Annotated in this window: 15 protein-coding genes and 1 tRNA gene; 5 read left to right on the top strand and 11 right to left on the bottom strand. The window is 65.2% G+C overall.

What is annotated here, in order from left to right; all coding sequences use genetic code 11:
- Positions 1 to 48: 48 nt before the first annotated feature.
- The 3 genes from PA01_02655 to PA01_18485 all read right to left on the bottom strand — a co-directional run bounded on the left by PA01_02655 (position 49) and on the right by PA01_18485 (position 9,705).
- Positions 49 to 8,922 (bottom strand): cyclic beta 1-2 glucan synthetase, encoded by an 8,874-nt coding sequence (locus PA01_02655; GenBank protein KON82257.2) that lies wholly within the window; start codon positions 8,920 to 8,922, stop codon positions 49 to 51.
- Between the two features lie 80 nt (positions 8,923 to 9,002).
- A complete protein-coding gene (locus PA01_02650) occupies positions 9,003 to 9,317 on the bottom strand; it encodes a BON domain-containing protein (protein ID KON80686.1) in 315 nt (104 codons plus the stop codon).
- Positions 9,318 to 9,531: 214 nt separating this feature from the next.
- On the bottom strand, positions 9,532 to 9,705 hold the full coding sequence (locus PA01_18485) for a CsbD family protein (GenBank protein KAI5913014.1): 174 nt from the start codon (positions 9,703 to 9,705) through the stop codon (positions 9,532 to 9,534).
- A gap of 245 nt (positions 9,706 to 9,950) precedes the next feature.
- On the opposite strand from PA01_18485, the gene PA01_02645 reads away from it, so the two are divergent.
- Positions 9,951 to 10,679: an alpha/beta hydrolase gene (locus PA01_02645; GenBank protein KON80685.1), complete on the top strand. Its 729-nt coding sequence runs from the start codon at positions 9,951 to 9,953 to the stop codon at positions 10,677 to 10,679.
- 25 nt (positions 10,680 to 10,704) lie between these two features.
- Here PA01_02645 and PA01_02640 read toward each other — a convergent pair whose 3' ends face one another.
- The 5 genes from PA01_02640 to PA01_02625 form a co-directional block, all read right to left on the bottom strand.
- On the bottom strand, positions 10,705 to 11,406 hold the full coding sequence (locus tag PA01_02640) for a VIT family protein (GenBank protein KON80684.1): 702 nt from the start codon (positions 11,404 to 11,406) through the stop codon (positions 10,705 to 10,707).
- A 53-nt stretch (positions 11,407 to 11,459) separates the two neighbouring features.
- Positions 11,460 to 12,794 (bottom strand): helix-turn-helix domain-containing protein, encoded by a 1,335-nt coding sequence (locus tag PA01_18480; GenBank protein KAI5913013.1) that lies wholly within the window; start codon positions 12,792 to 12,794, stop codon positions 11,460 to 11,462.
- Between the two features lie 124 nt (positions 12,795 to 12,918).
- Complete coding sequence (locus PA01_18475; GenBank protein ID KAI5913012.1) at positions 12,919 to 13,068, bottom strand: lmo0937 family membrane protein; 150 nt, start codon at positions 13,066 to 13,068, stop codon at positions 12,919 to 12,921.
- A gap of 188 nt (positions 13,069 to 13,256) precedes the next feature.
- Positions 13,257 to 13,919: a Crp/Fnr family transcriptional regulator gene (locus tag PA01_02630; GenBank protein ID KON80683.2), complete on the bottom strand. Its 663-nt coding sequence runs from the start codon at positions 13,917 to 13,919 to the stop codon at positions 13,257 to 13,259.
- Positions 13,920 to 14,376: 457 nt separating this feature from the next.
- Entirely contained in the window at positions 14,377 to 14,706 is a 330-nt protein-coding gene (locus PA01_02625; protein KON80682.2) for a hypothetical protein, read from the bottom strand.
- A gap of 636 nt (positions 14,707 to 15,342) precedes the next feature.
- Here PA01_02625 and norV point away from each other — a divergent pair.
- Together norV and PA01_02615 are read left to right on the top strand one after the other, a co-directional pair.
- A complete protein-coding gene (gene norV, locus PA01_18470) occupies positions 15,343 to 17,991 on the top strand; it encodes an anaerobic nitric oxide reductase flavorubredoxin (GenBank protein KAI5913011.1) in 2,649 nt (882 codons plus the stop codon).
- Positions 17,992 to 18,222: 231 nt separating this feature from the next.
- Positions 18,223 to 18,690: an Rrf2 family transcriptional regulator gene (locus PA01_02615; protein ID KON80681.1), complete on the top strand. Its 468-nt coding sequence runs from the start codon at positions 18,223 to 18,225 to the stop codon at positions 18,688 to 18,690.
- Between the two features lie 46 nt (positions 18,691 to 18,736).
- Here PA01_02615 and PA01_02610 read toward each other — a convergent pair whose 3' ends face one another.
- Positions 18,737 to 19,573 carry a dioxygenase gene (locus PA01_02610; protein KON80680.1) on the bottom strand — a complete coding sequence of 279 codons (837 nt, stop codon included), beginning with the start codon at positions 19,571 to 19,573 and terminating at the stop codon, positions 18,737 to 18,739.
- Positions 19,574 to 19,659: 86 nt separating this feature from the next.
- On the opposite strand from PA01_02610, the gene PA01_02605 reads away from it, so the two are divergent.
- A complete protein-coding gene (locus tag PA01_02605; protein ID KON80679.1) occupies positions 19,660 to 20,760 on the top strand; it encodes a DUF3616 domain-containing protein in 1,101 nt (366 codons plus the stop codon).
- A 169-nt stretch (positions 20,761 to 20,929) separates the two neighbouring features.
- Here PA01_02605 and PA01_02600 read toward each other — a convergent pair.
- Positions 20,930 to 21,006: transfer RNA gene (locus PA01_02600), tRNA-Met, on the bottom strand.
- A gap of 230 nt (positions 21,007 to 21,236) precedes the next feature.
- Here PA01_02600 and aroD point away from each other — a divergent pair.
- Positions 21,237 to 22,019, top strand: a complete 783-nt coding sequence (aroD, locus tag PA01_02595; protein ID KON80678.1) for a type I 3-dehydroquinate dehydratase — start codon at positions 21,237 to 21,239, stop codon at positions 22,017 to 22,019.
- Positions 22,020 to 22,082: 63 nt separating this feature from the next.
- Here aroD and PA01_02590 read toward each other — a convergent pair whose 3' ends face one another.
- Positions 22,083 to 22,979, bottom strand: coding sequence for a 2-dehydropantoate 2-reductase (locus PA01_02590; GenBank protein KON80677.1), 897 nt, complete (start codon positions 22,977 to 22,979; stop codon positions 22,083 to 22,085).
- Between the last annotated feature and the right edge of the window lie 134 nt (positions 22,980 to 23,113).

Raw genomic sequence — 23,113 nt, 5'->3', positions numbered from 1 at the left:
CAGGTGGCGCGCGGCGCGCCGTCCGGCGGCAAGGGGGAAGGTGCGGACTTACCTCGCGCTGACGTCGACTTCGACCCGGTGCTCCTGCCGGTCATCGATGAGGGGGAGCGTCCTGTCGGGTCGTTCGACGCCATCCACCGTAACGGACGTCACCCCGCTCTGTGCATCGCCGCCGCCATGCGTTTGCGACACGGCGATGTGATAAACGGTTTCCCGATACCGATAGCGGATCGTGTACCCGGGCCAGTCGGCGGGCAGGCAGGGCGCCAGATGCAGGGTGGCGCCGGCGAGGCGCAGGCCCAGCAGCGATTCGACGACCAACTGGTACATCCAGCCGGCCGAGCCCGTGTACCAGCTCCAGCCCCCGCGGCCGACGTGCGGCGCGACCGCGTAGACGTCGGCGGCGACGACATAGGGTTCCGCTTTGTAGGTCGCGATTCCCTCCGCGGATAGCGTGTGGTTGACGGGGTTGATCATCGTCAGCAACTCCCACGCGCGCTCGCACTCGCCCAATGCGGCCCAGGCCATCGCCGCCCAGATCGCAGCGTGGGTGTACTGCCCGCCGTTCTCGCGCACGCCCGGCACATAGCCGCGGATGTAGCCGGGATCGAGGGGCGACTTGTCGAAAGGTGGATCGAGAAGCTGCATGAGCGCGCAGTCGCGGCGCACGAGCCGCTCGTCGACCGCTTTCATCGCCCTGTGCGAACGCATCGCGTCGCCGGCCCCGGACAGCACGGACCAGCTCTGCGAGATCGAATCGATGCGGCACTCCGCATTGCCCGCGGAGCCCAGCGGCGTGCCGTCGTCGAACCACGCGCGCCGATACCACTCGCCATCCCACGCGTGCTGCTCGATGCCTTCACGCAGCTGCTCGCCTTCCGCGAGGCACAGTTCAGCGAAGGAGGGGTCGCCATGGGCGCGAGCGAGCGGGGCGAACTGCGCGAGCACGGTGCACAGGAAGAAACCGAGCCAGACGCTCTCGCCCTTGCCCTGGATTCCGACGCGGTTCATGCCGTCGTTCCAGTCGCCCGAGCCGATCAGCGGCAGGCCGTGCTGGCCGAAACGCAGGGCGTGCCGGATCGCGCGCACGCAGTGCTCGTACAGGCTCGCCACCTCGACGGAGCGGCCGGGCAGATCGTAGTAGGAGTCGTCCTCGGGGTTCACCGGACGGCCTTCGAGGAAATGCATGGCTTCGTCCAGCACCGCGCTGTCGCCGGTGCTCGTCACATAGCGGCACACCGCCAGCGGCAGCCACAGGTAGTCGTCCGAACACCGCGTACGCACGCCCCGCCCCGACGGCGGGTGCCACCAGTGCTGCACGTCGCCTTCCGCGTACTGCCGACTTGCGCACAGCAGCAGGTGCGCACGCACGAGCCCGGGTTCCGCGTGCACCAGCGCCATGCTGTCCTGCAGCTGGTCGCGGAAACCGAAAGCGCCACCCGACTGGTAGTAGCCGCTGCGGGCCCACATGCGGCACGCGAGCGTCTGGTACACGAGCCAGCCGTTCGCCAGCACATCGAGCGACGGATCGGGTGTTTCGATCTGCACTGCGCCGAGCGTATGGCGCCAGTATCGATGCACCGCTTCCAGGGCGTTGCGTGCGGCAAGGGTGCCGCGGAAGCGCTGCACGAGCTCGCTGGCGTCGTCCAGGTTTTGCCCGACCCCGAGCCGGAACACGATCTCGTGCTCGTGCCCGTCGGCCAGATCGATGCTCACCTGGATTGCGCCGCACGGATCCAGCGCAGCGCCGAACTTGCCGGAAAGGCGCGAGCGACTCAGCGCGGCAGGATTTTCCAGCGTGCCGTTGCGCCCGAGGAATTCCGTGCGGTCGCCGCTCAGGTTGCGCGTCGGGTCATCCACGTCGAAGAACGCGACCCGCTCACCGAACTCGGTGCTGTATGGGTTTCGCGCATACAGTGCACCGCTGCGCGGATCGATTTCGGTGCTGACGTGCATCGAGGATTTCGCGCGCAAGTCCCCGAGCACCCACTCGACGTAGCCGGTCGCCGACAGCCGGCGCGGCCGGCCCGATTCGTTTCGGAGTTTCAGCACCGAGAATTTGACGGCCGCATCCCGGGCCACATACACCCACAGTTCGGAGCGGATGCCTTCGGCGCAGGTCTCGAAAACGCTGTAACCGAATCCGTGGCGGACGACGTAGGACGTCCCTGCGCGGGCAGGCAGCGGCGTCGGCGACCAGAACTGGCCGGTCTCTTCGTCGCGCAGATACAGCGCTTCGCCGCCCGAATCGCTCACCGGGTCGTTGTGCCACGGTGTGAGGCGGAATTCGTGCGCGTTCTCGCTCCAGGTGCACGCGACCCCGCTCTCCGAGACGACCGTCCCGAACCCGGGGTTCGCGAGGACGTTCACCCACGGCGCCGGCGTCACCCGCCCGGGCGCAAGCGCAATGACGTATTCCTCCCCGTCAGGGGTGAATCCGCCCACGCCGTTGAACAGGATCAGCTCGCGGGGTAGCCCTTCATCGGCGGCTGCGGCGTCGGCGCTGGCCCCGGCCCGGGAGACGCGGCTCGGCACGAACGGTGGCGGGCGGGAGTCGACGGGCCCGCGACGGTCGAGTTGTTCGGCGAGCGTGCCGTGGCGGTCGCTCAGAACGACGCGCGCGACCGACTGGAACAGGATGCGGTCGTCGCTCGAGATCTGCTCGGCCGGTCGCACGAAGATGCCCCCCGGTCGGTCGATGACGCTCGCTTCGGTGCCCGAGGCGATCAGCCCCATGATCTGTTCCTGCAGCCGTTGTCGGTAACCGGCGTGGTCCTCGTTCCAGATCACGAGATCCACCGCCAGCCCTTTCAGGCGCCAGTAGGCGTGGGCCTGGACGAGTTGACGCACGAGCTCGATGTTGGCCGCGTCCGCGATCTGCAGCAGTACGATCGGCAGGTCGCCGGAGATCGCGTAGCCCCACAACCCGGACTGCCCGCGGCGGTTCTTGACCAGCACGGCCGCCTCGGGGCGCAGGGAGGCGTTGGCATGGATCACGGAACTGGCCAGCCGGGCGTGAAGTTGCGAGTCGGCTTCGCTCGCGTTGAGCTGGCGCAGCACCACCTGGCTGTGGGTCCACGTCAGGTCGAAGACGCGGTCGGCGAGGTGCCGGTCCTGGTATTTGTCGATGAGGCCCACCGCGATGTCGCGGCTCTCGCCGATGCCCGACACGATATCGATCGTCGCCGACTGTTCCGGATCGAGGACGAGCCAACGACGGATTGCGACGATCGGATCCAGCACCGAGCCATCGGTGCCCGACAGCGCGCCCGTGTCGCTCATCGCGAGCGGATCGGCGGTGCTTCGCGTACGGCCGATGAAGCGCAGGCGGTCCGTCTCGTAGGACACCTCGCCGACGTCCGCGCCGTGCACCGCCATCAGGTGCAGCATCCACGGTACGTGTTCGCCGGCGGAGCGGGGCCGGCGGGTGCACAGGATCGCGCGCCGCTCGCGCAGGATCTCGGTCTGCACGAAAAGATTGCTGAAGGCCGGATGAAGCGCGTCCGCGTCCGGGGGCGCGATCACCACTTCGGCGTAGCTCGTGACCTCGATCTCGCGGCGCAGTCCCGATCGATTGGTGATACGAACCCGGCGCAGCTCGATATCGTCCTCGGGCGACACGACGATCTCGGTGTAGGTCTCGAAATCGCCGCCGCCGACCGCATCGCGGCGGCGAAACTCGGCGCGCCCTTCGGAGAAGATCGCCTCGTAGCTGTGCGCTTGCCTGAGCGTCGGCTGATGGCCCGTCGACCAGAACTCGCCGCCCGGCCCGTTCGTGAGGTCGCGGAGGTAGCAGAACGTGCCGCGGTTGTCGCAGGTGCCGTCTTCGCGCCAGCGCGTGACGGCGAGATCCTTCCACCGGCTGTAGCCGCCCCCCGCGTTCGTGACCATCACGTGGTAGCGGCCGTTCGACAACAGCTGCACTTCGGGTATCGGCGTGTCGGGGCTGGTGAACACGCGAATCTGCATTTCCGCGGCGACCGATGTCGCGCGCACGTCGGACAACTGCGCGGTGTGTGAGAACAGGGCCGTCGCCTTGGGGATCCGTTCCTGCAGCAGCAGCATGACCGCCTGGAACAGCCGGTCCGACTCGAACCGGCGCTGCATCGGGCGATCAAGTACCAGATAGGCGAGCGCCAGCAGGCTCATGCCCTGGTGATGGGCCATGAAGGCGCGCACGACGACGTGTGACTGGCCGCGTCGCTGCCGCGCCGGCGTGTAGTCGATCGCTTCGTAAAAGCCGAACTTCCCGAGAAACCCCTCGGCGGAGAGTCGCTGCAGATTCGCACAGGCCTGCTCGGGCGCCACCATCAGCGCGAGCACCGATGCGTAGGGCGCGATGACGAGATCGTCGGCCAGCCCGCGCTTGAGTCCCAGACCCGGCACGCCGAAGGCGCGGTACTGGTAGTTGAGATGCAGGTCGACGGTGTTGTAGCAGGATTCCGACATGCCCCACGGCACCCCGCGCTGGATCCCGTACTCGATCTGTCGCGCCACCGCCGCCTTGCATGTCTGGTCGAGCAGTGTGTTGTCGTACATCGGCATCACGAGCAGTGGCATCAGGTACTCGAACATCGAACCGCTCCATGACAGCAGAACCGGCTCTCCGCCGGCGCCGATGAGCAGGCGTCCGAGCGCGAACCAGCTCTCCTGCGGCAGCTGTCCCTGCGCGATCGCGACGAAACTGGATAATCGTGCTTCGGAGGCGAGCAGATCGTAGTAGCTCACGTCCGCCCGGCATTCCGCGACGTTATAACCAATGACCAGCAGGTGACGGGTTTTGTCGAACAGAAAGTCATAATCCATCTGCGCGAACTCGCCGCACTGCACCGCCAAGCGGTCGATCGCCGCGATCCTGTCACGGGCGCGAGCGCTCGCCTCGGCGACGGACCGCTGCAGATCGCCGAGCCAGGCGTGTTCCGCCGACTTCGGCTGAGCATGAAGCCGGGCCGCGAGGCCCGGCCCCAGCTCGGTGTCGAGCCTTGCAAGTTGCCGCAGCGCCAGGAGGCCGGGGAGGGCGACGAGCGCAGCAGAGGCAGAATGAGCCTCCAGGCCCGGTGGCGGCCCCGGCTGCGACAGCCACGGCGCAAGGTGGTCGAGCTCGTCGAGCGCGTCATTGCATTGCCGGACGAGTGCCCGCGCCCATCCGTGTGATTCGCTCTCGGGCACGGTGGGGTCGCCGCCGGCGGGGGCGACCACGGCCGTCGCGAGCGCGGCGGCGCACGCGGCGAGGCGCAGCAGCGTTGCGTGCGCCGCCGCGAGCGTGAGCGGCTGCCCGGCCATTGGGGAGGCCAGTTCGTTCCGGCACGTCGCAACCTGGTCCGGGAGCCTGCCGTCCGTCCCTTCCAAAGTTTGCGCAAGAATCTCGAACGTGTCGGCCAGGCCGTCGAACAGCCGTGCCGGCACTATTGGATCATCGGCAAGGCTGAGCAGGCCCGCTCGCAAGGTCAGCAGATGGCCGGCGAGATTCCCGCTGTCCACGGTCGAAATGTACAGCGGCAGCAGTGGCTGCAGCGTCTGCGTGTCGTACCAGTTGTAGAAATGGCCGCGGTGGCGCTCGAGGTCGTGCATCGTGCGCAGCGTGTTCGCCGTGCGTTCGACAAGTCGCCCTCCCGGGAGGTAGCCGAAATCGTACGCGGACAGGTTCGCCAGCAGCGCCAGGCCGATGTTGGTCGGCGAAGTGCGATGTGCGATCGCGGCAACGCGATACTCCTGGAAATTGTCGGGCGGCAGCCAGTGATCGTCCTCACCGACGAAGGTGTCGAAGAACGCCCAGGTGCGACGCGACAGCGCGCGCAGGAAGAGGGTTTGTCCGGCCGTCAGGCTCGGCTTGCGGCGAGCGAGCGGGCGACTGATCCACCACGCGAGGGCAGGCGACGCAAACCACAGCAGCAGGACCGGTGCTGCCACCGCCAGCACTTCCGGGCGCGACAGCGCCAAGTGGATCGCCATCATCGCGGCGATCGCAGGTCCCACCCACATCGTGCGGATTGCGGCGGCGAGAGCGCCGCGGTCCTGGCCGGCCGATTCGCGATCGACTTCGCCCGACGGTTTCCATTCCAGCAGCTTCCGCTGCGTGACGGTCATCCGCCAGGCGGTGCGCGCGATCGCGTCGAGGCTGAAGAACGCCTCATACGGAAGACAGGCCAGCTCGAAGCCGACCTGCATGAAGCGCCGCGCCGCCGAGCGTGCGACGGCTGCGAGGTGCTGGCGCATCAGCACCTCGGCCGGCTTGCGGAACAGGTCGAGGACCACGGCGCACAGCGACGGAATCAGCAGGATGCCGATAACGGCCATCGTCCATAGCCCGGGGGATGACAGCAGTGCCCATCCGGACAGCAACAGCAGCGTCAGTGCGGCCGGGACGAGGCTGCGCCGCAGATTGTCGGCCAGTTTCCACTGCGACAGCATCGTCAGGGGGTTCGTCAGGCGGCGCGCACCTTCACCCGGCACCCTCCGCAGCAACCACCCTGCCAGCTGCCAGTCCCCGCGAATCCAGCGGTGACGGCGGCTCACGTCCGCGCCGTAACGGGCCGGATAGTCCTCGTACACCTGCACATCGCTCAGCAGACCGGCGCGCGCGTAGCAGCCTTCGAGAAGATCGTGGCTGAGGATGCGATTTTCGGGAAAGCAGCCGTCGAGCGCCTGCTCGAACGCATCGACGTCGTAGATGCCCTTGCCAATGAACGAACCTTCGCCGAACACGTCCTGATAAACATCCGACACGGCGCGGGTGTACGGATCGATGCCCGGCTCCCCGCCATACAGACGCGCATAGCGCGAGCGGTTCGTCCCCGGCAGGCTGACCGACACGCGCGGTTGCAGGATCGCGTAGCCTTCGCACACCCGACGCTTGGCCGTGTCATAGCGGGCACGATTCAGCGGGTGCGCCAGGGCGCTGACCAGTTGCCGCGCCGTGTCGCGTGGCAACTGCGTATCGGTGTCGAGCGTGATGACATACTTCACGCCCGACAGCACTGCGATGCCGCCGACGACGAGCGCGAAGCCGGGTTCCGCGGCGCCGCGCTCGTGTGCCCGCAACAGCGCGTTCAACTCTGCGAGCTTGCCGCGCTTGCGCTCATGCCCCATCCAGACGCGTTCCTGCGGGTTCCATCGCCGCGGGCGATGGAAGAGGAAGAAAATGTCGTCGCGGGGGGGGCCTTCGTCTCGGCCGTATTTCTCGTTCAGCTCGTCGATCCGGGTCCCGGCCAGTTGCATCAGCGGACCATCCTCCGGGAGCGATTCCTGGTCCGCGTCGAGAAAGTCCGTCAACAGGCCGAAGTGCAGGCTGGAATCGCGGTTCGCCAGAAACCTGACTTCGAGCGCCTCGACGAGATCCTCGATGTTCGAGGCACTCGTGAGCATCGTCGGCACCACGACGAGCGTGCGTGAGTGCGGCGGGATCCCTTTGGAGAAGTCCATCCTGGGCAGCGGATGCGGCGCAGCCAGCAGCGTCGCGAGCCAGTTCACCAGCGCGACCGCCAACTGGCTCACGGCGAGCAGCGAAACGAAACCGACCGCGAGCAGCATCCAGACGGATAGTCCGGACCCCGACGCCTGCGACAGCAGCCATCCGGTCACGAGCAGCGTGATCAACGCGATGGTGCCCAGATACGGAATCAACGGCATGCGCTTTGCAATTCGCTGCCACGCCTCAAAGGCGGGTAGCGGAACGTCGGCTGCCCGCTCGAGCTCCGCGAGACCCTTGTCGATGAGATAGAAACCGACATGGGCTGCCCGATCGGTGCTCCCGCTGTCGACAGCCCTCGCCGCGCCGGCCCGCGCCAGTTCGACCGCCTTGCGGGCGACCTCGCCTTCAGCCAGGCGGCCCTTGCGCGCGATCGCTTCGGTTGCGTGGCGGTAGCGATCGCGGGTCGCGAAATCCATCCGCCCATAGACGCCGGCCGGGTCCTCCAGCAGTGTCTGCTCGACGACGCTCAGGCTCTCGACGAACTCGCGCCAGTCGATCGCCCCCAGGACGCGGAGGCTGCCGATGCTGTTGCTGATCGACACCTGGTCGGCGGCCTGCTGCTGGTTTTCCGACTGCACCGACTGTTCGATCGTCAGCCCCGATTCGGCGAGTCGCTGCTCGATCCACGTCAGGGGCAGGGCCAGGGCGGGGCCGCGCCCCTGCAGGCGGCGCGCCAGCTCGGCGACAAACGCGCTGCCCATCGGCGGGTTCGAGCGCGCCATGTCCGCGATCACCAGGATCAGGCTCTTCGGATCCTTCTCCGCCGTCTCAGTCATCCGGTCTGCCCACGACCCGGCGAGGTCGCGCTCTTCCCACGCGGCTGCGATCCGCGTGCCGACGCGACGGAGGTTCTCGATCAATGCCAGCCGCAGCATGATCGGAATCGCCCACAGCTCGCCGAGCCTGAGCGGCGAGACGGTCTGGTAGGCTGCGACGAAACGGCTGAGACTTTCGGTATCCACGCGACCGTCGCCGTGCGCCACCGTCTCCAGGGCGATGTCATAGACACGGGGTCGTCCGGCCGACCGCCCCGCTCGCGCGTCATCGAGGCGGGGCAGCTCCCGGCTGTAATCTTTCGGCAGGTGCCGCTTGGCGGTGTGGATCTGCTCTTCGATGAGATAGAAGTTGTCGAGCAGCCATTCGGCGGCCGGCGTACTCCGCTGGTTCTCGGTAGCCGCCGCGGTCAGCAGCCGGCATACGTCGACCAGGGCATTTTCGTTCGCCGCCAACCGATCCAGGAGCTGATCCGGCGCGCCTCCCGAAGCCAGACGATGCGACGCACCGAGCGCCTTGCCGTGCTGCTCCATCTGATCGGCGCTGAACAACTCCGATCTCAGCGGCGGCTCCTCGTCCAGCGGGACCCGCGGCCGGCCGCTGCCGTGAAGCCGTACCTTCAACTGTCGCAGCGTCGCGACGAGATCGTCATGCCGTGCCTGCACCGGTGCCGCCATGGATTTTCGAACGAATGGCAGCGGACCGCCGCGACCGCTCCCGACCGTGATGTCATCTCGTAGGCCGCGACCCGCCTTCCTCACTTGACCCGCATGTCGTTCTTGACCGATTTCACGCCGCTTACGCCCCGTGCGATCTCGACTGCCTTGTTGATGTCCGCCTGCGAGGTGACGAACCCGCTCAGTTGCACGACGCCCTTGAAGGTCTCGACGTTGATCTCCGCGACTTTCAGTGTGGGCTCATTGAGGATCTCCGCCTTCACCTTGGTCGTGATGACGGTGTCGTCGATGTATTCGCCTGTGCCTTCCTGCTTCGACGTGGATGAACAACCCACTGCGGTTACCAGTGCGATGGCGAGGAAAAACGCCGAAAAATACTTGCCAAGCTGTGTCATGAGTGCTTCTCCAGAGGTGCATGAAAGAGGTTCTTGCTTCTTGTTTATTGCTTCTTGACTCCGGCTCCCTATCGACAGCGCATTTCGTGGCGGTCGGTTGGCACCGCTGCATCTCCCGGCGTGAGTGAAGGGGCGGGGCGACCGTCGCGGGCAGGATTTGCCGCTGCCTCGTCGCCTTCGCGCGAAACGGATCTGCTCCTCAGGGCAGCGATCATCAGATGTTCTTGATGTCTTCCTTGATATCGCCGTACCCGGACTGGACCTTGCCGACACCTTTTTCGACCTTGCCTTTTTCTTCGAGGCTCTTGTTGCCGACGATCTTGCCGGTCACTTCCTTGACGGTACCTTTCACTGCCTTCAGTCGGCCTTTGACCTGATCCTTGTTCATGTCTTTCTCCCGTAATTCAGGTTGAACATTGCCCAGGGCGCCGTGTCGCAGCTGCGACACCCGGCGCGACAAGGATGCGTGCAAGGCAATTTGCGGTCTGTACGACAGCGCACATTGGGCGTGTTGTCATTCGCGGCGGGAGACGCTGTGTGTGATGCCGCACTGATGCGGCCCGTCCGGGTGGCTAAAATTATTCAAGACGCGAGCGCGTCGGCTTCAGCGACAGATCGAGGAGAGGGATCGACATGGAAAAGATGAACCTGCTTTTGTTGCCGGGGCTGCTGAACGGGGCGAGCCTGTTCGAGCACCAGGCGGATGGGCTGGCGGACGTGGTCGGCATCACGATCGCCGATCTGACCGGTTCGGATTCGATGGCCGGCCTCGCGGAGGATGCGCTGGCGCAAGCGCCCGAGGGGCCGTTCGTGCTCGCCGGGATGTCGATGGGCGGCTATGTCGCCTTCGAGATCCTGCGCCGGGCACCCCACCGCGTGCGTGCCTTGGCACTGCTCAGCACGAGTGCGCGTCCCGACACTCCCGAAGCCACGGCGGCGCGTGAGGAGCTCATCGAACTTGGTGCCACCGATTTTCCCGCAGTCATCGAAAAACTGCTGGCGCGCATGTCGCACCCCGAGCATGCGAACACCCCCGAGGTGGGCGGCGTTTTCCAGTCGATGGCGACCGGGCTCGGGTACGAAGTGTTCGTGCGCCAGCAGCGCGCGATCATCGGGCGCGCGGACAGCCGGCCCACGCTCGCGGAGATCGAATGTCCGACGCTCGTCCTGTGCGGCCAGGAGGACCTCATCACGCCGCCGGCCGTGCACCGTGAGCTGGCGGCGGGGATTTCCGGGGCGCGGCTCCATGTCATCGAGGAATGCGGTCATCTCGTGCCACTCGAGCAGCCCGAACAGGTCACCGGGCTGCTGCGCGACTGGCTGGCAGCGCTCGCGAGCCCGCCGAAGACGCCGGGAACCTGACCAGGCCCGGGCCGTCGTCCCCGAATCAAACGACTGCCCCGAACAGCGCCCCGACGCCGGCAGTGATCGCCATCGCGAGCGCGCCCCAGAACGTGACGCGCCAGCCCGCTATCGGTACGGGGGCGCCGCCGACGCGGGCGGCAACGGCGCCGAGCAGCGCGAGGAATGCGAGCGACGTCCCTGAAACCCACGCCATCAGGCCCGGCGCAGGGGCCAGTGCCGTCACCGCGAGCGGCAGCGCTGCCCCGACCGCGAAGCTCGCGGCCGACGACAGCGCGGCCTGCACCGGCCGTGCGCTGAGCGTTTCGGATATTCCGAGTTCGTCGCGCGCGTGGGCGCCGAGCGCGTCGTGTGCCATGAGCTGGTCGGCGACCTGATGCGCGAGGTCCGGCTCGAGGCCGCGCGCGATGTAAATGGCGGCCAGCTCGCGGTGTTCCGCGATGGGCTGCCTCTCGAGTTCGGTGCGCTCGCGCGACAGGTCGGCATTTTCCGCATCGGCCTGCGAATGGACCGATACGTATTCGCCTGCGGCCATCGACATCGCTCCGGCCACCAGTCCGGCAACGCCGGCCACCAGCACAGCGCCCCGATCCGGGCTCGCCGCCGCGACCCCGACGACGAGGCTGGCCGTCGAAACGATACCGTCGTTGGCGCCGAGGACGGCGGCGCGCATCCAGCCGATCCGATCGGTGCGGTGACGTTCAGTGTGGTGGCGCGCGGACTTCATGATCGGCACTCCGTGGGCGCGATCCGTACAGCATGGCTGCTACAGACGTGCCGTCAAGCACGCGGTGAATTTTCGAACCGCGCGCGCCGCAGGCGTTCCCGTTCCTGCAAGGCCTTTTCGGCGAGCCTTTCGGCAGTGATGTCGCTCACCACCATGCGGCATTCGCGCCCGGTTTCATCCGGGACCGCCTCGATCCGGACGATCGCTTCCGGCCGTTGGCTGCCGGCCGCCAGGACGATCTCGCATTTCTTCTTGCATTTAGCATCCAGCACGTCCCTGACGAAGCGGTTGAACTCCGACAGGAACTCCGGCTTGACGGAAGCGGCGAAACGATGGCGCCCGTGCTCGGAGCGCTTGATGCCGAGCAGGATCGCCCCGGCGAGATTGACATTGATGATGACTCCGAGCGCATCCAGCGTGAAGTAGCCCACCGGTGCGAAGTCGTACATGTCGGCGCACTGCTTTCGCAGCGAATCTGCTTCGTCGTACGCCTGGCGAAGTTCGTGGTTATGTAACTCCAGCTCGATCTGGTGCACCTGCAGTTCGTGCAGCAGGCGCTCGGTATCCCACGGCGCGCCCGGCAGGATCGGCTGGGCTTGCTTCAACCGGGCCTCGGCACGCTTGCGCAGCGTGGCAGGATTCGGCCGTGCGCGATACTTCGACCGGTTGGCCGGCAGCAATTGAAACAGACGGTCGGATTCCGACTTGACGGCGCCGTAGCACTCGCAGGCGCGCGCTTCCAGGCCCGGGCGATCGGTCACCGTGACATGCCCGCGGCGGTATTGAATCAATCCGGCCGCCTGCAGTTTTCCGGCGGCCTCGGTAACGGCTTCGCGACGCACGCCCAGCATCCGCGCAATCATTTCGTGGGTGACATCGAGCTGGTTCCCCGACAGCAGGTCGAGACTGAGGAGGAGCCAGCGGCACAGTTGCTGGTCCACGGTGTGATGTCGATTGCAGACGACACTTTGCGCCATCTGCGTCATCAGCGCCTGCGCGTACCACAGGGACAGGCGCTGCAGGCTTCCTCCCTGGTCGAGTTCCCAGCGCATGACTTCGGCGCGCAGGCGGTACGCACCCCCCTCGCTCTGAACCACGACCGCATGGGTCGTGGTGTCGCCGCCGAGCACGAGCGGGATGCCCACCAGGCCGTCGTTGCCGGTCATCGCCAGCTCGGTCGACGCGCCGTTCTCAGTCGACAAGATCAGCGAGGCGATGGACGTCGTCGGGAAAAAGACGAATTCCAGGCTGTCACCCGATTCATACAGGACTGCCCCGGTTGGAAAGGTCACGAGTTCCAGATCGTCCACCAGCCGGGCATACTCCGTCACGGGAAGCGTGGCCAGAACCCGGTTCTGCCTCGGATTGTCGGTCAGCGTCTCGGGCATTGCGCCCTCCTCATGTCGTCAACCCGCCGGTTCACCGGCTTGCGACCCGGCCCTTGTCTTTGCCGGTGCGGCGACCGTCCTGACATCGGATACGTGATGAATCCGGTTGCGGGCCGAAGCACCGTTACAACACTTTGCGCCCGCTGATGATTCTGAGCAGCACGATCACGATCGCGACCACCAGCAGGATGTGGATGAATCCCCCGATGGTGGTGGAGGTGACCAGCCCGAGTAGCCACAGGATCAGCAGTACGACTGCAATGGTATAGAGCATGAGATTCTCCTTGTCCGTCAGGTTGAGAGCCACGATCCGGATGGCGGCACGGCATTCGTGAGCGTGGGGGGGAGCGTTGGCGATCGACGTGGATGCCGGAAGTGCCGCCGGCCGTACGGATACCAATAGTCGATTCGATCGCGAGCGTCTGTCTGCCATCGCACACAACTGCGATGCTTGCCGGGGATCTACCTTGCGGAGACGTCTCCGCCTTGGCGATCATGCGGTGACGGAAGCAGGCGATCGCATTCCGCCCTGACCACTGCGTAGCATTCGCAGGCGCGTGCTTCGAGGCCCGGTCGGTCCAGCACCGTGATGTGGCCGCGGTGGTACGTGATCAACCCCGCCTTGTGCAGGTTTCCGGCAGCTTCCGAGACGCCCTCGCGGCGCACACCGAGCATGTTGGCGATCAGTTCCTGAGTCATGAGCAGCTCATTCGACGGGAGGCGATCGAGACTCAGCAGCAACCAGCGACACAGCTGCTGGTCGAGAGAATGGTGCCGGTTGCAGACCGCTGTCTGCGCCATCTGGGTCAGCAGCGCCTGGGTGTAACGAAGCAGCAAATCATGAAAGGCGCCCGAGCGACGCCCTCCGGTACGTTCGAATTCATCCTTCAGCAGCTGCCCTTTCAGCTGGAACGCGTGGCCGGCGCTTTGCACGACGGCACGGCTCGGCGTGGTCTCGCCGCCCATGAAGAGGGAGATGCCGACAATGCCCTCGTTGCCGACCACGGCGATCTCGGCCGACGCGCCGTCCTGCATGACATAGAGCAGTGACACGATCGCGTCGGTAGGGAAATAGACGTGGCGCATCTGGGCACCCGACTCGTAAAGCACTTTGCCCAGGGGCATCGGGACCCATTCCAGGCTGGGTAGGAGGCGGGCGTACTCCCGCGCGGGCAGGGCAGCGAGAAGGCGATTCCGGCGGGGGTCGTGAGTGCAGGGCATGATCGATCTCCGCTCGTCAGGCATTGTCAATACGCCTCCACTTCGTGGCTGAATGAATCCTGCCGGCGTCCATAGTATAGGCGCAACGCCGGCTCCGCCGTCGGGCGGCACGACACAGACGGGACTGCGAAACTCGGGCCGCTACGTGTTGATCCTCGCCTGTAGTACTTCGCTCCCCAGGATTTCCGGCGCTTGCCGCCTGCGCCCATTCGCGCGGCGCCGCTCTCGTCCGATCGGCCGGACTTGAAGATCGACCGGACTTGAAGATCGGCAGCGAGATGGCGTCATTTCCAAGTCGCGGGAAAGAGGCAAAACCCGGCTGTGTGCCGGTTTTGCCTATGAGGAGCACCGCTCCTTGGTATCACGGCCACTGATAGAAGCTGTCGTGCCGCCGGAGCGCTTCCGGGTCGTTCCGGAACGCGATCAGCTCCTGATGGACCTGGGCGCGCGTTTTTCCTTCCGAGCCCGCTGTCGTCTTCATGTCGAGCACCCACACGGCTTCTCCTCCGATGCGGCGCCACCCATTCACCACCGGCTCGTTGTGCAATCCGGCGGTCGCGCGCATGACGTGATTGTGCGACGCGGCGTCCGCGCCGATGCGCACGGGTGCCGATGAAGAATCGGCGATCGCGACGGAGGCGCCCAATGCGGCGACAAGAGCGAGGCCTGTGCTTTTCAGATATTTCTGCATTTTTAACCCCAAAGATAATGTGACGATTAATTTGATTGAAATGGCGGCGCAATTCAGTTGCGTCGTGATTCAGAATAAGCGCCGTCGCGATCGCGCACTTTGATTTAGATTATTTTTTAAAAATCATGATTAAACCGTTATCGCTTCATGGAAATTCGACTGCCTCGAATGCGGAGCCGTGCCGGCGATAAAATCCAGGAATATCCATTTCTGTTTTGTGGGGAAAAAACGACGATGCCGCAATGGTATTGATGATATCTGGATAATGCCGGGAGCGGAGCCGGCGCCGGAATTGATGAAGATCAATCCAAATTCCTGCAAGTTTCGCGTATGGAGCGATTCTGTGAAATAAATTGATTTGAAGTTGCAATAAAGATACATCTTCTGATAGCCTGCAGTCCTTGCTTTCGGCGAAGTGGCAGGCTTCCGGTACCGCTCGTGGCGGCGGAAGAATAGGGTTGTTGAGCGGTAGATGAACGGAATAACGGATGCATGTTCCCGTCTCCGTGCCACGTCCGGGGTGGAGTTGAAAAAGATAAGAAGCATGTAACGTGTTTATTAAACATTCATAATTTACGTCCGGTACTTCAGGGGCTGATACCTTTATCGAAACAGGAGCGTGCAATGTCGTTTGCGGTGAAAAGTAATATCACGTGGGTCGGAAAGCAGGATTGGGAGCTGCGGGAGTTCCATGGTGCGGAATACTCGACGCACAAAGGGTCGAGCTATAACAGCTATCTCGTGCGCGAGGAAAAAGTGGCGTTGATCGATACGGTCTGGAGTCCGTACGCGCAGGAGTTCGTCGACAATCTGGAAAAGGAAATCGATCTAGACAAGATCGACTACATCATCGCGAACCACGCTGAAATCGATCACAGCGGCGCATTGCCGGCCTTATTGGCGAGGATTCCGAATACGCCGATTTACTGCACCGAAAACGGTGTGAAGTCCCTGAAAGGACACTTTCACAAGGACTGGAATTTCAAAGTCGTCAAGACCGGGGATACGCTGGATCTGGGCAACGGCAAGCAGTTCGTCTTCGTCGAAGCGCCGATGCTGCACTGGCCGGACAGCATGATGACCTACCTCGCCGGGGATGCGGTGCTGTTCAGCAACGACGCCTTCGGCCAGCACTACGCCAGCGAGCAGATGTTCAACGACCTCGTTGACCAGGAGGAACTGCGCGCCGAGTGTCTCAAGTACTACGCGAACATCCTCACGCCGTTCAGTGCGCGGGTTACCGCGAAGATCCACGAAGTGCTGTCGTTCAAGCTGCCGCTGGAAATGATCTGCACGTCGCACGGCATCATCTGGCGCGACAATCCGGCGCAGATCGTCGAGCAATACCTCGCGTGGGCCGACGATTACCAGGAAAACCAGATCACGCTGATCTACGACACGATGTGGAACGGCACGCGGCAAATGGCGGAGGCGATCACCAAGGGGATCCGTTCGGCTGATCCGTCGGTCGAAGTCAAGATGTTCAACCTGGCGATCTCCGACAAGAACGACGTGCTGACCCAGGTGTTCAAGTCGAAAGGCATTCTGGTCGGTTCTCCGACCGTCAATAACGGCATGCTGCCCCATGTCGCCGCGCTGCTCGAAGAAATGCGCGGCTTGCGTTTCCGCGGCAAGCACGCGGCGTCGTTCGGCAGCCACGGCTGGAGCGGCGGCGCGGTCGACCGCATCGCCCAGCGGCTCGAGGAGGCAGGCTTCAAGGTCAGCGGCGGGATCGAAGCGGTCTGGAAGCCGACTGACGGCGCGCTCGACGAATGCCTCGCGTTCGGCCGGCATATCGCGCAGCAATGGCGTGGCGATCACACCCCCGACGAGATCGGGAAAAGTGCGCCTGCGTCCGCGTTCGCCCGGCAACCGGCCCGCCCGGCCGCGACTTCCGTTGCAGCGGAGGCGACCCAGAGCGTCGCGGCGGCTGACGGCGGGTCGATGAGGTGCCGGACCTGCGGCTGGGTTTATGACCCGACGAAGGGAGAATCGGGGCAGGGCGTCCAGGCCGGCACGCCGTGGTCCGCGGTGCCGGAAACGTTCCTGTGCCCCGAATGCCTTCTCGGCAAAACCGAGTTCGAGCCTCTGCATCCGCATCGGGACGGCGCGGCGGACGCTTCCCGCGGCGACGGGCTTCAGCCCGCGCCGGTCGTGATCATCGGCGGCGGCAGTGCCACTTATCAGCTGGTCCGTGCTTTCCGCGCCCGGGATCAGGACACGCCGGTGCTGGTGATCACCGCCGACGCGGGCGCGGACTACCCGAAGCCCCAGCTGGTCCATGGCTTCAGCCGCAAGCTCGGGCCGTCGGATCTGGTGCAGCGTTCGCCGGAAGAGCTTGCCCGCGAGTTCAACGTCACGATCAGGACGCATACGCGGGTGGATTCGATCGACGCCGAGGCGAAGACGATCAGTTTCGGCGGTGAAATCCAGCCTTACAGGGATCTCGTCCTCGCGCTCGGGGCGACTCCGTGGATCCCTCCGCTCGAAGGAAACGCTGTCGATCGGGTGATCACGCTGAACAATCTCTCGGACTACGAAACCTATCTGCACCAGCTCTCGCAGGGAAAGCGGGTGCTGGTGATCGGAGCGGGCCTGACCGGCACCGAGGTCGCGCTCGATCTGGCCGAAGGCGGGCAGCAAGTGTGGCTGACCGATGTCGCGCCCCGTACGCTTGCCAGAGTGTTGCCCGAATTCGTCAGCCAGGAGCTGGAAACCCGGCTGGTGCAGAAGGGGTGCCGGCTGCATCTGGGGCAAAACATCGTGTCGATCGACTCGAGCGCTGGAGGGGTCACCGTGCGGCTTTCGGACGGGGAAACGTTTGAAGTGGACACGGTGTTGGCGGCGGCGGGCGTGCGGCCGCGCGTCGAACTCGCGAAGGCGGCCGGCCTCGAGGTCGATCGCGGAATCCGGGTCGATCCGCAGTTGCAGAGCAGCAGCGCGCATATCTATGCGCTGGGCGACTGCGCGGAGATCGAAGGGCGGGTGCTGCCGTTCATGCATCCGCTGTCGCTGGCGGCCCAGGCGCTGGCGAAAACGCTCGCCGGTGAACGGACCGGGCTGCGCCTGCCGGCGATGCCGACGATGGTGAAAACGCCCGCAATGCCGATCCAGGTCGGCGGGGTGACGGTCGCCGACGGCCTTCAATGGACGGTGGAAACCGATGAAACCGGCCTGACGGGCAAGGCGGTCAATGACGAGGGCGAACTGGTGGGCTATGTCGTGACCGGCAAGCATCTGGGCAACGGCATGGCGCTGCTGCAACAGCTGCCCGCACTGCTCTGAGGCCTGTCCGCGCTCTTCGACGAGCGCGGCGTCGCTTTCGCCGACGAGCGGAAACGGGATGCGGGCGGCCCGGAAGGGTCGCTCGCTTCATCATAAGCTGCATCACAGATACACCTATCGCGTGACCGCGTGGTAATCTGACGTGTACGGCCGATTGCCCGGTCCGTCCTGTCTGGATCTGTGCTCCAGTGGGAAGGGGGCAGAAGTGCCGGGACATGCGAAGAGCCCGCGATGCAACTGACCCGATATACCGATTACGCGTTCCGTACGCTGATTTTCCTCGGACTGCAAAAACCCGCCGAACTGGTAACGATCTCGATCGTGTCGGAGCATTTCGACATTCCCCGCAATCATCTCGTCAAGATCGTGAACCACCTCGCCAAGCTGGGGTACATCGAAGCGCTCAGAGGGAAAGGCGGCGGCATTCGCCTGAATCGTCCCGCGACGAAAATCAACTTGCGCACGGTGGTCGAGGCCGTGGAGGAGACGCTGACGCCGATAAACTGCCACGAGCCGACCTGCAGGATCCTGCCGTCATGCCGGCTGGTGGGCATCATGGACGAGGCGCAGGAAGCGTTCCTGGCGGTGCTCGGGAAATACCACCTGAGCGATCTTCAGCAAGAGCCGCAACGTCTCGAGAAATTGCTCAGGTGGTTTCCTCCTGCACACGAACGGAGTGCGCACGTGGCGCACTCCTGAACCGCGCCGCGAAGCTACTCCCGCGGGCAGCCGTCGTGTCGTTGCTTCAGCCGAACCGGAAAGCCGAAAGCGTGGTTTCGAGCACGCGATCCGCAAAGACCCGCTGACCTCGGTCCTCGCCGGCGGCCCCGGCGACCACCATCAGCGGCAGCAGATGCTCTTCGGCCTGCAGCGGGTGCGAAAGACGGGCCGAAGGTGCGTGCGCCCAATCGACCAGCGCCTGATGACGGGACTGCGGCGGCGCCTCGACTGCCGCGGTGAGCCAGCGGTCGAACTCGTCGGACACGGGCCCGAAACTGGGGTCACCGTAACCGCGCATGTTGTGAAAGCTCATGCCGCTGCCGACGATCAACACCCCTTCATCACGCAGCGCCGCCAACGCTTGGCCGGCCTGCACATGCGCGAGCGGATCGAGATCGCGACGCAGCGACAGTTGCACCACCGGGATATCGGCCGCCGGGAACATCAGCTTCAGCGGAATGAACATGCCGTGATCGAAGCCGCGGTGGGCATCCGTTTTGGCCGGCAGCTGCGCCTGGCCGAGCAGCGCGGCAATCCGCTCCGCGAGGCGGGGCTCGCCCGGCGCCTCATAGCGCAGTTCGTACGTGTGGGGCGGGAAACCGTGGTAATCGTAGATCAGCTCCGGCCGTGCGCCACTGGTGACGCTGAACACCGGCTCGAGCCAGTGCGCTGAAACGACGACCACGGCTTGCGGGCGTTGCGGCAGGGTACCGGCCACATTCCTGAGGAAGTCCGCCATCGCATCCCACGCCGTGGGCGGGTTCCAGTCCATGAAGAAGCACGGGCCGGCACCGTGGGGAATGAACAGCGTCGGCATCCGGGAATCGATGCGCGCCGGAACGGCTTGCGTAGTTGCTGACATATGCGCCACTCTCCTGGGGGAAACGCAAACGCTGCAAAAGTACCACTTGCGGCGCTGCCCGGTTGAATCCTGCTGAGGTGAAACTCATGCCCAATTCACGCATCGGCAACGCGGTACGTCTGGAGTTCTCGCCGGACTCGCTCGTCCACACCAACCTCTCGGGAGCCGCTTTTTCAGGAGACTGGTTGTGGGTCGCCGGTGACGAAGCCTGCGGCATCGATCGGCTGCGGCGTCTCGAACCGGTCGGCAGCGAAGCGTTGCGGTACGGGGATCCCTACAACGTGCCCCTTGCCGACCTGCTGGATCTGCCCGGCGAGCCCGATGAAGAGGCCGACCTGGAGGGGATGGCGGTCGTCGACGGCTACCTGTGGGTGGTCGGCTCGCACGGGCTCAAGCGCAAGAACGCGAAGACCCGTCGATCGCATGCCGATAACGCGAAGCGTCTCGCGAAAGTGACGCTCGACGCGAACCGCAGGGTGCTCGCGCGTGTTCCGATCGAGGCGGACCGGGACGGCGTGCCGTGTCTCGTGCGCGAAGCCAGGGACGGCCGCCGCGCGCAGAGGCTCGCCGGGGACGCCCGCGCGAACGAACTGACTGCGCTGCTCGACGACGACCCTCACTTCGGGCCGTACCTGACCCTTCCCGGCAAGGACAACGGCTTCGACATCGAGGGGCTCGCGGTCGACGGGAAGCGGCTGCTGCTGGGGCTGCGGGGGCCCGTGCTGCGAGGCTGGGCCGCTTTGCTCGAGATCGCCGTCCAAGCGCACGGCGAAGACTTGCGGCTGGCTCCGCTCGACGACGGCGACACGCTCGTCCGCAAGCATTTCCTGCAACTCGAAGGCCTCGGCATCCGCGACCTGCACTTTTCCGGCGACGATCTGCACCTCCTCGCCGGGCCGACGATGGTGCTCGACGGCGACATCCGCGTGTTCAGGTGGGCAAACGCCCGTACGGTGCTGGCGGGGAACCGGGAGCCGGTGCGTTTCGAGGCCGCGTTGCCGCAGCGGCTGTCCCTGCCGCACGGACGCGGCATCAACCGGGCGGAGGCGATTTGCGAAGTGCCGCGTGAGCTCGGCCTGCCCACGCCCGCATGGCTCGTCCTCTACGATTCGCCGGGCCCCGCGCGCAAGGAGGACGAATGCACCGTGTTCGGCGACCTGTTGCTGCGGCGGGCAGCACGACGGTGAGCCGGCCCGCGTCGAGCGGTAATCGGGAATCATGGCCGCGTTCATGCGAAACGGAGGGTAACGGTCCCGCAGCACGGTGAGCAGCGAGCGAGTCTGGGCGGCGCGTCCGGCACCCCCCAAAAGCAAAAAACCCAGCCACCGTGAAGTGATTGGGTTTTCTGTACTTTATTGGTTGCGGGGGCAGGATTTGAACCTGCGACCTTCGGGTTATGAGCCCGACGAGCTGCCAGACTGCTCCACCCCGCGTCGGAGAAACAGAACTATAGTCGACCTCGTGTATGCCGTCAAGAAATATTGCCGAAAAATGCCGAGGCAGGCGATGCGCCGGCTACAAGGAACGGGCGGGCGACGCTATGCTGTCGGCCGGACGGGTTTGGCGTGCGGGAACAGTGTTTTCGGCAATCCCGGCATTCCTCGGTCCCAGGCTCGGCGGCTGCCCGCACCCGGACGTGTTCGAGATTTCAAGGAATCAATTGATGGCAATGACGCGATCGCTCGAAGTGAAAGGCCAACTGGTCGCCGGTGGCAAGGAGCCGTTGATCTGCGCGCCGCTCGTCGGGCGGGACGAGGCGGCGGTGCTGCACGAGCTGGAGGTGATCGTCGCGAAGCGGCCGGATCTTCTCGAGTGGCGGGTAGACTTCTATTCCGGCATTTCCGACGTCGACCGTGTCGTCAAGCTCGCGAAGGAGATCCGCGCGCGTTCAGCCGGCATTCCGCTCATCTTCACCCGCCGCTCGACCCGTGAAGGCGGCGAGCCGATCGGTCTGTCGGAGGACGAGGTGCTGTCGATGTACCGAGCAGTTGTCCGTTCGGGCGCGGTCGATTTCCTCGACTACGAGTTGAGCAGCGAGCCGGCGCATTTCGAGCAGGCGGTCGCGCTCGCCCGCGAGACCGGCACGAAGCTCATCGCGTCGTTCCACGATTTTGCGAAGACACCCCCGGCCGCCCGGATCGTCGCGAAGCTCGTCGCGATGGAGGAAGCGGGCGCCGACATTGCGAAGGTCGCGGTGATGCCGCACGGGCTCGAGGACGTGCTGACGCTGCTGCAGGCCACTTTGGAAGCGCAGAAGATGATCCGGCTTCCGCTGATCAGCATGTCGATGGGCGCCTATGGTTCGCTGAGCCGCCTGTTCGGTTGGGTGTTCGGCTCGTCGGTGAGCTTCGCCGTCGGCCAGCAGGCGTCCGCGCCGGGACAGGTGCCGATCGAAGACCTGAGGGCGGTGCTCGAAGTGCTGCAGCGCTCGCTCAACGGCGAGTAGGCCCGACGGCGCGGAACAGCTTGCCGCCCGTACCGGTCGGCATGGCGACGGCTTGCCGGATTTTCAGCCGGCCTGCCGCGTTTCGAGCAGCTTGACCAGGCTGTGCAGGACGCGATTGACCGGCGTCGCAATGCCGCAGGCTTCGCCCTTGCGCAGCACGTAACCGTTGAGATGGTCGATCTCGCTGCGTTTGCCGCGCGCGAGGTCCTGTGCAGTCGAGGAGAACTGCGTCGGCATCGTGCGCGCGATCTGCTGCACGGCGTCCCAGGGATCCCCGGGCGGTTTCACGCCTTCGGCGTGCGCGACGGCGAGGCACTCCCGCACGACATCGCGCATCACGTCTTCGACTCCTACGCCGTGCACGAGGCGACCGTAGGGCAGCTGGGTGATCGCGGACAGTGCGTTGTACGCACAGTTGAGGATCAGCTTGGCCCACAACGCGCCCATGACGTTGTCCGAGATCTGCACCGGCACGCCGGCCTCGGCGAACAGCTTCGCTAGTGCCTCGCTCGCGGCCGACGGGCCGATCACGAGTTCGCCGCGTCCATGGTGCCTGACGTGGCCCGGAGCGACCATTTCGGTCGCGACATAGACGACCGCCGGCGCCACTTCGCGTCCGAGCAGCGCCTGCAGCCGCGACGCGTTGTCGACGCCGTTTTGCAGGCTCAGCAGGATTGCGTCCGGTGCTAGATGCGGCGCCATTTGCGCCGCTGCATCGGCAGTATCGGTCGACTTCACGCAGCACAGCACGAGTTGCGCTCCCCGTACGGCCGCGGCGTCGGTGCTCGCGCGCATCGGCACGTGCGCCTGGAAAGTCTGCGTATCGAGGAACAGTCCGTCGCGCTGCACTGCCTCGACATGCGCGGCCCGGCCGATCAGCACCACGTCGTGGCCGGCGCGGGCGAGCATGCCACCGTAGTAGCAGCCGACTGCGCCGGCACCCATCACTGCAATATCCATCCTGCTTGCTCCAAAGTGCCGCCTCGATTCGCGAGGCGCGTCTCATCATGGTTGTCGTGGCCGCTCATGGTAACGCGATCGCGCGCAAGGGCAGATTGGGGCGGGCGAGCATCTTTTCGGACAACGGAGTCGAT

It is taken from the genome of Azoarcus sp. PA01 (genome assembly GCA_001274695.2).
In the GTDB taxonomy this organism is placed as follows: domain Bacteria; phylum Pseudomonadota; class Gammaproteobacteria; order Burkholderiales; family Rhodocyclaceae; genus Aromatoleum.
The sequence above is the reverse complement of the archived record's forward strand: the minus strand, read 5'-3'. Positions and strand labels throughout refer to the sequence as shown.

Coding starts and splice junctions, on each gene's coding strand:
- PA01_18485 (KAI5913014.1), bottom strand. CDS start 9,705: ATGAACAAGGATCAGGTCAAAGGCCGACTGAAGGCAGTGAAAGGTACC.
- PA01_02655 (KON82257.2), bottom strand. CDS start 8,922: ATGGCGGCACCGGTGCAGGCACGGCATGACGATCTCGTCGCGACGCTG.
- PA01_02650 (KON80686.1), bottom strand. CDS start 9,317: ATGACACAGCTTGGCAAGTATTTTTCGGCGTTTTTCCTCGCCATCGCA.
- aroD (KON80678.1), top strand. CDS start 21,237: ATGGCAATGACGCGATCGCTCGAAGTGAAAGGCCAACTGGTCGCCGGT.
- PA01_02605 (KON80679.1), top strand. CDS start 19,660: ATGCCCAATTCACGCATCGGCAACGCGGTACGTCTGGAGTTCTCGCCG.
- PA01_02615 (KON80681.1), top strand. CDS start 18,223: ATGCAACTGACCCGATATACCGATTACGCGTTCCGTACGCTGATTTTC.
- PA01_18480 (KAI5913013.1), bottom strand. CDS start 12,794: ATGCCCGAGACGCTGACCGACAATCCGAGGCAGAACCGGGTTCTGGCC.
- PA01_02625 (KON80682.2), bottom strand. CDS start 14,706: ATGCAGAAATATCTGAAAAGCACAGGCCTCGCTCTTGTCGCCGCATTG.
- PA01_02645 (KON80685.1), top strand. CDS start 9,951: ATGGAAAAGATGAACCTGCTTTTGTTGCCGGGGCTGCTGAACGGGGCG.
- PA01_02590 (KON80677.1), bottom strand. CDS start 22,979: ATGGATATTGCAGTGATGGGTGCCGGCGCAGTCGGCTGCTACTACGGT.
- PA01_18475 (KAI5913012.1), bottom strand. CDS start 13,068: ATGCTCTATACCATTGCAGTCGTACTGCTGATCCTGTGGCTACTCGGG.
- PA01_02630 (KON80683.2), bottom strand. CDS start 13,919: ATGCCCCTGGGCAAAGTGCTTTACGAGTCGGGTGCCCAGATGCGCCAC.
- PA01_02610 (KON80680.1), bottom strand. CDS start 19,573: ATGTCAGCAACTACGCAAGCCGTTCCGGCGCGCATCGATTCCCGGATG.
- PA01_02640 (KON80684.1), bottom strand. CDS start 11,406: ATGAAGTCCGCGCGCCACCACACTGAACGTCACCGCACCGATCGGATC.